Annotated in this window: 4 protein-coding genes and 1 pseudogene; 1 reads left to right on the plus strand and 4 read right to left on the minus strand. The window is 37.0% G+C overall.

Going from position 1 to position 11,454, the window contains the following annotated elements; genetic code table 11:
* Positions 1 to 143: 143 nt before the first annotated feature.
* The 4 genes from DWX43_RS18325 to DWX43_RS18345 form a co-directional block, all read right to left on the minus strand.
* On the minus strand, positions 144 to 2,117 hold the full coding sequence (locus DWX43_RS18325) for an RICIN domain-containing protein (protein WP_118621363.1): 1,974 nt from the start codon (positions 2,115 to 2,117) through the stop codon (positions 144 to 146).
* 40 nt (positions 2,118 to 2,157) lie between these two features.
* Positions 2,158 to 4,734 (minus strand): C1 family peptidase, encoded by a 2,577-nt coding sequence (locus DWX43_RS18330; protein ID WP_182440756.1) that lies wholly within the window; start codon positions 4,732 to 4,734, stop codon positions 2,158 to 2,160.
* 244 nt (positions 4,735 to 4,978) lie between these two features.
* Complete coding sequence (locus tag DWX43_RS18335; RefSeq protein ID WP_118621365.1) at positions 4,979 to 7,072, minus strand: CAP domain-containing protein; 2,094 nt, start codon at positions 7,070 to 7,072, stop codon at positions 4,979 to 4,981.
* A gap of 552 nt (positions 7,073 to 7,624) precedes the next feature.
* Positions 7,625 to 9,820, minus strand: a complete 2,196-nt coding sequence (locus DWX43_RS18345; protein WP_118621367.1) for a C40 family peptidase — start codon at positions 9,818 to 9,820, stop codon at positions 7,625 to 7,627.
* 245 nt (positions 9,821 to 10,065) lie between these two features.
* Between DWX43_RS18345 and DWX43_RS18350 the strand changes: the two are divergent.
* Positions 10,066 to 11,396, plus strand: a pseudogene (locus DWX43_RS18350) (transposase).
* Positions 11,397 to 11,454 lie beyond the last annotated feature (58 nt).

An 11,454-nucleotide genomic window follows, 5' to 3' on the forward strand; every position in this document is an offset into this window, starting at 1 on the left:
AAATCAAGTTTTTACTATTGTTTCACTCAATAAATTAAATATGATTCTTGCTGTTCTATCCCCTAACAGTAAGACAATTACAAAAATTATTGTATTCAAAAACCCGGAATCCTTAACAGATCCGGGCCGTAATTTTTTTCAAATTATCTTGCTTTTCCATATACGTATTTAGGAGTACCTCCAACTATCATCTTACCATTTTTATCTTTATGATACGGATATACCCAATAATAATTATATTCCTTCTTTGATGCCCTACTATCCACATAGGATGTTCCTTTAGTTGTCATTCCAATATATCCATATTTTCCAGATGCTGTCTTGCCATATACAAGGTATCCTTCCGCCCCTGCCGATGCTGACCAAGTTAGCCTAACGGCACCAGTTTGGCTTGTTGCTTTTAGATTGGATACCGCCAGGCATGTACCTTTTGCAAAGACATATTTAGTACAACCACCCGGGTGCATCTTTCCTGTACTGTCTTGTACATATGGAAATACCCAATAAAAATTATAATCTGAATCTAACGCTTTTGTATCTGTATACGTAATTCCCTTTGTTGTCATTCCACAATAACCATATTTTCCATTTTTCTGTGCATAGATTAGATATCCATCTACATATGAATCATTCAACCACGTAAGCTTCACTTTATTTTTTCCCGCACTTTGGGCTTTTAAACTATTAACCGGCTTTGGAACATACTGAACAACATTAAACTTAATTAAATTACTAGCTGAATAGCTAAAACTATTACAAGAATCAACATAAACTTCATAGTATCCTGCCGGAAGAACTATAGCGTAAGATGTTGCTTTAATTTTCCAAACATCCTTATATGTTGATACATTTCCCGGCACACCTTTTTTTATTCTTAAATTATAGTAATTTACATTCTTCCCCGCAGTCCAGCTAAATTTAGTCATAGCTGCAGAGTTACCCACAGATACGGAAATAGAAGACGGTCCCGCTTTTTCAAAAGTATAAATCGCAAATTTCTGCGCTGCTGAATTGTTGTTGCCATATAGCTGAGCATTAGCTCCCACAGTATTAGAATTATTTACAATATCTAATACATAATCCGAAGACTTTGGTCTAAAAATCCATTCACCACTCCATCTTCCATAAATATACCATTTCTGATTATCTCCGCCTACATATTGAGCAACCCTTGCATTTATTCCTCCCGTGGCCTCTAAAACTCTATTATCTTCACAATTATAGACTACATAAGAACCATCGCTTTGTCTTACAAAATGCCAGACTTCTGAAGTCGCACCTATCACTTTAACAACTTCTACGTTACTATCCTTAACACCAAGTGTCGCCCAACCACTATTTTTAATTAGAGCTCCATAACATTCATTTCCAATATTAACAGGCTCTAAAGCCGCATACCATTTATTATTGAAATCAGGTCTAATCACCCCCCAATATGGGTTATCAAATCCATTATAAGCAACTGTTGTGATTCTCTGTACGAATCGTTTACCAATATAATTCTGATGATATGTTATTTTTGTTGATTCAAATATAGCAACGTGCCCCCAATTATTCGCTCCCCCTGTATAAACCAGAATATCTCCCGGCTGGGGGATTGCCTTATATATCCTTTGCCATCCATTTGGGAGAGTGTTTCCAACATAATCCGAACCATTTCCATATACCGGTGAAACACCTAAATACTCATAGTATGCCTTAATTAAATCTACGCATTCCCCTGTTCCAATTTTATTTCCCTCCTTTGATTTCACCCACTGCATCGCATCTGACTGACTTCTTAATGTATACTGCGCCGGCTCTCTGGCTCCATCTATTTCCGAGCTTTCTACTATATCTCCTGTAGTATCTTCTTCGTTCTGTCCAGCAATTTCATCTGTTATAATGTTTTCTTCACCAATGCTTTCCCTGTTTTCATCCTTACTTTCTTCATCGTCTTCATTCCCTATTAAAGGCATCTCTACATCTTCATCTAAGTCATTATCCTCGCCGTCAATATCAACAATATTCCCCTCACTGACAGCACTTTCAACGCCTTCATCCGCACAAACGGGAATTACACTTCCAATTAGCAGGCAACAAAACAAAGGTATTAATAATTTTTTACATATTTTCATAACTTCACTCCTGTATGCTACTATATAACATTATATAGTCTTATTTACAATACGCATATCCCCCTGTTTCTCCGATTATCATTTTTCCACTTTTATTCTTATGATATGGAAAAATCCAGTAAAAATTATAATAATCTTTTAACATTTTTATATCAACAAATGTCGTTCCGCTTGTTGTCATACCACAATATCCATACTTTCCCTTTTTATGTGCATAAATCAGATAGCCTTCTGCTGTGGGTGAACTATTCCAAGTCAATTTAATTCCTTGTTTCACTCGCGAAATTCTCAAATTCTTTACTGCCGTAGTTATCCCTTTCGCATAGACATACCGATTCGTAATACCGGGTATTTTCTCACCCTTCTTGGTAAAATATGGATAAACTCTGTAAAAATTATAATCCTCATCAGATGCTGTTGTATCAGAGTAATTATTAGTACTCGATATTCCTCTGTATACAAACTTATTTTTCCCTATTTGACGATATATTAAATACCCCTCTGCTTTAGGAGTAATATTCCATGATAAGGAAACCTTATTTTTTCCTGAACACTTAGCCTTTAAGTTGCCAACAGCCGGCAAAACTGTTTTTGCATACTTATATACTTTGGAATTTGATAAAATTTGTTTCTCCTCTGAGTCTGTAAAATATGAATAAATACGATAAAAATAAAATTCTCCATTTTCTAAGTTTGTATCTGTAAAACTCGTTTGGCTGCCGGAATCAATATTTTTATAAAATAGCATTCTATTTTCATCGGGACCTTGTCGATAGATTTTATACCCCTCTGCCCCCTCCACCTTTTTCCACTCAATATAAATGGTCGACTGATTTAAGCATTTAACCTCAATAGACTCTGAAGCTTCGGGTCTAACTATCACTTTACAAACAGCTATTTTATTCCCAGCCTTTGCTGTTATCAAACACTGACCAGTTCCGGCCGCAGTTATAATACCGCTCTCTACCTTTCCTACTTTAGAATTATCAGTACTCCAGATTATAGGAACATTATTACTTTCTTCTGGCAGAATATTTGCTGTCAAGGTAATACTTTCCCCCTTCTCCAAGATAACTTTGCTCTCGGACAGTATAAGGTCTTCTAATTGTAGGTCGACATCACTGGTAAATGCCTTGATTCTCGCACATAAACCACTATTAAATAAATCTACCCATTTGTTGTTGAGATATATGTAACTATTTTCTTTTTCAATTGCCGCTTGAAACGAGACCCAGCCATAATCAGCGTTACCTTCTACTCCAGCCCTAACACTATTATCGTGAGCATTTTTCAATTCAATAACCACTGAATATATCTCATCTTTACTAATATAAAGCTCGTGTTCTAAATCAATTGTCTTTACCCCTGCTGTCAGTGTTTTTCCAGTTACAGGTGTTTCTAACATCTTTTCTCCACTTTCCGGATTTAACAAATCTGACAAATTTCGATATATTTGTATTGAATATTCAATATTAGAATCAAAAAGAGTCACACCCACAGCTTTTAGAGATTCCAACCCACTTTCACTATTTCCTTTTGCTTGATAAATATTTGCAATTTTTCCCTGATTGGTCACTTTTATGTAACTTGCGCTTGCAGTTCCATCATATTGATAATTGTGGTCATATTTATCTGGTGGCTGTACTTCAAAAACAACTCCATTAGAATTACTCAAATTTTCATACGATAAATAAAAATACCCATCATCCCCCCAGTCTGAACTCCAACTATTTTTTACAATCCATGCACCATCATTCCTAACATTCCCATTGTGTAAAAAATTTTCTTTTGCATAGCTGTCGTCCCATCCTACTAAAACAACTGCATGATTGGAGCCTGTGTCTATTGGATTGCAATAAGCTGCTGTATCATAGTTATAATAAGTATTATTATGATAATAATTCAAACTTATTGCGCCATATTTGTAAATTGCATCTTTCAGTTCATCTATAGAATCACTTAGAAACAATGCGTTTTTTAATAGTGCTGTATCCTTATAGGCTGTATCCGAGGGAGGAATAAGCAGATCTGAATATGGTTGATAAGGCATAACTGATTCATCCGAAAAGCCACTCCATGTTGCCAGTGCCTGTGCCGCTAACATAGTATTTCCCCCATTATTCAAGTAATGTGATCCTTGCGGTAATACATTTCTATCTCCAATCGTATTATTTAGGGGATCATTTTCTCGGTTATAGAAGAAATATGCCAAATGTCCCTCGGAATAATCCGCCTTATTTTGTATCTGTTCGTTTACTGCTGTTGTTTCAGCCGCATCTACAGCTGATATTGCCCAACAGCACCCCCAATCCCCCTGGTTCTTCACCGTAGATATAATCCCTTTATTCCGCGAATCATATTTCTGGGGAAGTAAACTAAAAGTTTGAATATCCGAAGGTTTAAAATTAAAGTCTTCCACAAAATTGTCTTTTAGCTCCGGCTCCATCCCCTTTTGGGCTTCTATCTCTTCTTCCGTCAATGGCCTGCTTTTAATATAATCTATATTATCTTCTGCCTTTAATTTCAATGGCATCGTAAATAATATAATTATAACAGCTATACAGACACTAATTATTATTCTCTTCATCTGATTCTCTATACTATTTAGCTTTCGCATAACCATCTCCCCTTGCTGACTTTTCAAAGACAAGATACCCTTCTGCACCTGCAGACTTACTCCATGTTAGTTTCACTCCGCCTTCTATAGATGTGGCCTTAAGATTTATTACCGGTAAAAGTTAAAATCAGCATCTAAAGCTCTACCATCCGTGTATGTCGTACCTGTTGTAGTCATACCACATTATTATTTACCACCCATTTGTGACCATATGTATCATTATAAACACACCTATATCCATCATTTATTGAATAATTGTTAGGTTATTATATGAATGAATTGTATGATTGAATTCTTCTATACTTTGATCTAAAGATAAAGAATCTTGTTCATCCAACTGTGGAATTCCAATTTCCAATACATCTTTATTTTCTGTATCATTTTTTGTTGTTCTAAGCAGACTATTGGCAACACAAATAGTTCTGGTATTATTTCTATCAGATGGTTTAGCTGCTTTTACGATCATGTCACTTCCAAATAATTGAACCCAATATGCAACGCCATTATATTGAAAACAGCCTATTCCTATGCTTGAAAATTCATCTCTCAAAATATTTTCCCTATGTCCTGTGGAATTCATCCACCCATCCATAATTGTCGCTGCATCGTAATACGGATAAGTCCCCATTGCGATATTCTCTCCCCAGGCCTTAGGTTCTACAGTAAAGCATGACAGTCCTGATGGTCGTGTATGAGAAAAGTATACTACAAGTTCCGCGGCCCTCTGCATTGCAGCATCCATAAGGTCTTTGTCCATAGTCAATGCTGTTTTGCCTGCTTTTTTTCTTTCCGCATTTACTCTGTCTAATACCTTATAAGCATTCGTATATGACTCATATCCACTTACTGTCAGAGAAGTGGAAGCGACTTCCGTGCTGATAGCAATTTCTGATGTAGTTGTTACCGCATCTGTTATAATAGTTTGTCCCTTTCCATCTACTAGATATGGTATCACAGCATAATAATTTTCTTCGAATTCTGATGCATTCTGGTCCACATATTTAGTTATATTGCCATTTTTTACTTCCCCTATGACCTCTGCATCCGCTTGTCCTATCTTTCTTAATACAAAATAACCTTCAGCGCCTCTCGGTTTCGTCCAACGAAGCGTAATTTCTCTATAAGCTGAACTTACGCAGATTAACTCAGTTACAGGTTCCAGTACTAAGCAACTATACACATATTTATCACTTATTCCAACTATCATTTTAGATGAATTTTTGTGGTATGGGTAAACCCTATAGTAATTATATTCAGAACCCGAGCACTTGCTGTCTACATACGATGTAGCTGAAGAATCCTTCATGTAAAGATATTTAAAACTACTCTTTCCCTCTTGTCGATAAATAATATATCCTTCGGCCCCACTTACCTTATTCCACTCCAGCTTTATGCTCTTTCCTATAGTCTGGGCTTTTAGACCTGTTACTGCTGGCAGGATTCCTTTTGCAAACACATATTTCTGTGATGCTCCAGTTACATTTTGGCCATTCTGCTTATAATATGGATAAACACGATAATAATTGTATTCCAAATCCGATGCCGTCGTGTCCATATAAGACAAATTAGGTGTCATATATCTATAAGAAAATGTACCCTTTCCTATTTGTCTGTATATAATGTACCCCTCTGCACCATTTACCCTGTTCCATGTTAACTTCACTTTATTTTTCCCTGCCGATGCTGCTTTTAAATTATCAGCTGCCGTTAATGTAGCTTTAGCATAAACATAAGTGTCACTGGGTCCCACTATTCTTTTACCATCAGAAGTATTATAGCATGGGTATATTCTATAAAAGTTATATTCTGTACCTGATGCAGTTGTATCTAAATATGTAAGGTTTTTTGTGATATAACGATAAGAAAAACTGCTCTTTCCAATTTGTCGGTAAATAATATATTCTTCTGCATTCGGTGATTTATTCCAACTGAGCTGCACTCTATTTTTCCCTGCAGCTACTGCTTTCAAATTAGACACAGCAGATAAAGCCATATTAGTATTTTTGTTCTGCTCTTTTGCTTTTTCATCCTCTTCTTTAACAATACCGTCTTCTGGTTTCTGCTTATTTTCCTGTGTCTCTATATCTTCCTGTTCCTGCTTATTCTCCTGTTCTCCTATTTTTTCTGGTTCCTTTTCTAATTCAGTATTTTCCTGTGTCTCATCCAATATCTTTGAATCTTCTGAATTCTCTATAATATCTGCTTCTTCCCTCTGTTCTTCTATTTGCTCTTCTGCAGAAATATTAAACTTTTCCTTTGGTTCTACTGCCATAACAGTCATAGATAATGATAATAGTAACACTACTGTCATCATAATACATAATATTCTTTTTCTCATCTTTTCTCCTCCTTGAAACACTTCGTTATCATGTTACCGAGCCTTCCCATACACATACTTAGGTGTACCTTTCTTTCCTCATAGACTTACTCCTCTTAATTTAAAAGAACTGATTTTCGGGTACCTTTTCACGATCTTTTTCTATCTTACACCACTATTTTATTATAAAAGATACGTACCGCTATTCCATCCCTATGCCTTTACAAATTGTCTATTCTTATACACTATTCATACACATCACTTCCCTCAAATCATTTTCATCATGCTCAGGCACCACACTGTTCCAATTTCCCAAACAAAAAAACTACTCCGCAATCTACAGCATACAAAATGTTGATGCCACAAAAAGTGGCAACCAACATTAATGCTATTGAAGAATAGTTAATTTTAAATACTATTTTCCTTTTTCCCGCCCTCATATCTCTTTTTCCTTTAAACCATATACTAAATTTAGTATACTCTCCCCTCAATGAATTATCAAGGCTAAGAGCAACTTTCACGCCCTCATTATTTTGTTCTTTTTAGTATTACCACTTCCTATAATTCTTACGTTTACCAAAACCTTCTTATTGTCTTAATTATCATATAATCCGCATATCCAGTCTGTATACCACTTATTTCCTTTCCGTTTCTGTAGGATGTAGTTGAATTAATCATTCTGCCATTTCCCACATAAATTGCCACGTGACACGACTCTTCTGAAAGATTATAACAATAACATATTACATCACCCGGTTTTGCCTTGGATAAATCCCTTCCGATATCTTTTCCTGCATATTCCTGAGTGTAAGATGTCCTTGGCAGGTCTATACCAAAATGTTTGTGTACCTGTGTAGTAAATCCTGAACAGTCTACACCTGTATTCAAGTCATTTCCTCCCCATACATACGGAGTTCCGATAAACTGCCACCCATAATCTGCGATTGCCTGCCCGAGGCTATAATTTTTTGCAAGTCCATACACATATTTGTCCGAGTTTCCTTGTACATGCATACCGTTAATAGTGCGGTATGGATATACTCGATAGTAATTTATAGCAGACTTTGAAGCGCTCTTATCAATATACTCAGCCTTTTTTGTTGTACCTAAATATTTAAAGTTCCCGCTTCCCTGTTTACGATAAATATCATATCCTTCTGCCTTAGACTCCGCATTAACCTCCCACTGTAGTCTAACCTGATTAATCTGCTCATACGAAAATAGTTCATAGACACCGGGAATTTTGGGTTTTCCATATGCATATGTATTACAAGGTCCCATTTGCCGAGTACCATTTTTGTTAGTATAATATGGATAGACCTTATAAAAATTATTCTCAGTATATGAAGCAGTTGAATCAGTATAACTTAACCAACCATAGTTATATTCGAAGTCATTTGTCTTCAAACCTGTAAGATATTTAAAATTTCCTATATTGCCAGTTCTTCTGTAAATCAGGTATCCCTCTATAGCTTGTTCCCCTGCCCAATAATTGTCTGTACACCAGGTGATACTCAGTTTTCCATCCCATTGATTATTATGTATACTCATGGAAATAACTGCTGGAAACGCCGTCGGTTTCGCAAATACATAGGATACTGACTGACCTGTATGCCTTGTTCCATCACTATCCTTAAAATATGGATAAACACGATAAAAATTATAGGTATCCGCTTCTGCAGTAGTATCTACAAAACTATTGCCTGATACTATATAACGATATGTAAAAGCTGCATCTGCTCCGATTTTTCTATAAATAATATATCCCTCTGCATTCTTAGAAGGGGACCAATTTAGCTTTATCTGGCTAGAATAGTAAACAGCTGCTTTCAAGTCAGTTACCGGTGCAGGTGCCGAAATGGGCCTGGCATATACATATGCTGACGACTGACCTACTATCATGTTTCCATTATCGTCATGAATGTATGGGTAAACCCTATAAAAGTTATAAATATCTTTTTCAGCACTCTGGTCAATAAATCCTGTCTTATCCAACATATATAAATACTTAAACCCAGTATCCTTTTCTGCTTTTCGGTAGATAAGGTATCCTTCTGCTTTTTCATCACGATTCCATGTCAGCTTAACCGCTGTGTTATTTAAAACTTGTGCCCTCAACCCTTGCACAGAACTGAGGCCATCATAGGCTTTAGCATATACATACTTTATTGATTTGCCTGTCAGAAGCTTTCCTTGCGAATTTTTTATATAAGGATAGACTCTATAATAAGTATAGGTATTTAAGACTGCCGTTGTATCTACAAATCCTTTGCCAGCGGTCATACAGCGATAAGTCATTTTCACTTCGCCGCCTGTCATCCGATAAACCAGATAACCCTCGGCACCTTTGGACGCCTCCCAACTAATCTGAATCTTTCCTTCATTTAATGCAAATGCTTTTAGATTATTAACCGGTTCCGGCAATTGAATTGCCTCTTCCGTTTTGATAATCGCCTCTTCATTATCCTCTAATTTAATTACATCATCTGTAGCCTCCTCTGATTCAGTTTCCGGTATACTCTCATTTGGCTGTACATTTTCTATTGACTGTTCACTTTCATTTTCCTGCTCATCCACAGTCGGAATTTCTCCAGTAACTATATCTGCTTGTCCGGCATCATCCCCCGCCTGCCCCGTTTCAGGCTCTTGTAGTTCAGTACCTGCTTCCGCTTGTTTGCTATCCATCGTTTCTGCATTAACAGGAAGTATAACACTGCTTAATAGTACTATACACAAAATTATACTCCCTGTCTTCTTGATTCTTTTCATCCTCTTACTCCTCTTATATTACCTATTTTATCATTATAAGTTTCTCCCAATTATTGTAAGACTGCTATTCCGTCCCATATTACTTATAATTAGGCATTTGATAAATGCCAACCCCTTGATTTTACTGGGTTTTATTACTTGATTTATATAAATTTTCTCTCCACAAGTGGCAAAATATAAGTAACCAAACCAACATATCCTAACACCTGAGGAGGAGAAAATTTATGGCTGCTAAATACCATTAGATTGCTTTAAGTGACATTTTTTCAGACTGCCAAAACAAACTCATTGACGATTCACCCTCATTCTTTGCTCTTCTTTCAGAGCACATTGATCTGGATGAATTTATTCCCCCTGAATTCTATTCGGCTTTTTATTGCTCACTTGGCCGAACTTGTGTGTATCCACTGCACGGATTTCTTACTGCCTTTATCCTGCAGAAAATCTTTTCCATACCTACTGATTCCCTGCTTCTGCTGTTTTTACATTTATGCAGGGAACTGCGGGATTTCTGTAGCTTCACGAAAGTCCCTGATGCTTCCCTCATGTCAAGCTCTAAACATGATTTCGAATATTACATTGAACTCATGTTTCAAAGAATGGTCGATTATACCGAACCCATCTGCCAGCTCATTGATGCTTCTCTTGCTCAGATGCTTACCTTTGATACCTCTGGAATTAAACTCTATGTTACCGAGAATAATCCTAAAACCTTAAATGCTCTGATCAAAAGACTGAAAAGCTTATTACAAAGACAAGCCTGATGTTAATCCCTATAAAATGGCCTATGGGCTAATGCCTTCACAAGCTGCCTCCTGCCCCGACGCTAAGCAAATGTATATCAATGGGCATTTCTGTTACGCGGATAAATTTGCCATCCTCACCAATGGATTGGGGATTGTCAGGCTTATCGCTTTTACTGATGACGAAGACTTTAAGTCCTCTCATCCTGACCTTATCGTTGAGAAGAAAACAGATTCTCCTGATGAAGACAAGTCTGTCGGTGATGCTTCCGCACTCACTCCTGTTTTAAAAGACTTCTTTGCCCTGCATCCTGATTTCCATCCGGATACCTTCCTTGGTGACTCCGCTTTTGATTCTGCTGATCTCTATGGAATCCTGATAAATGATTTCTATTTTTCAAAAGCACAGATCCCATACAATCCAGGAAATGAAAGCAGTCGGCTGCAATGCCTACGGTTATCCCACATGTCCAAGTGATCCTTCCCTTGACATGAAGTACTGCGGTGTTACTAACGAAAAGGGACGCGCAGACCGCATCAAATGGATCTGTCCTAAAATGCATTACCATAAATGGTGGATCTGTGACTGTAAAAACCCCTGCAGCACTGCTAAAAATGGGAGAACCACCTACACTTATAAAAATATGGATTTACGTATGTTCCCCGGTATCCAGCGCGATTCCAAAGAGTGAAATGACGCCTATAAGATAAGAACGATCGTGGAACGGGCCATCAACCATTTCAAAATCAACATGTGCATCGCCGGAAGGAAGACCAGAAATCACACCACCACAAAAGCGGATGTTTTTTCGCAGGTATTGCCAGCCAGTTGACGGTTATCGTTGCATACGCAATGAATTGTCCACAATACATTCGAAGCCTGAAACCCTT

Origin of the sequence: Clostridium sp. AF19-22AC, assembly GCF_003479085.1 — a bacterium.
GTDB classification, from domain to species: Bacteria; Bacillota; Clostridia; order Lachnospirales; family Lachnospiraceae; genus Faecalicatena_A; species Faecalicatena_A orotica.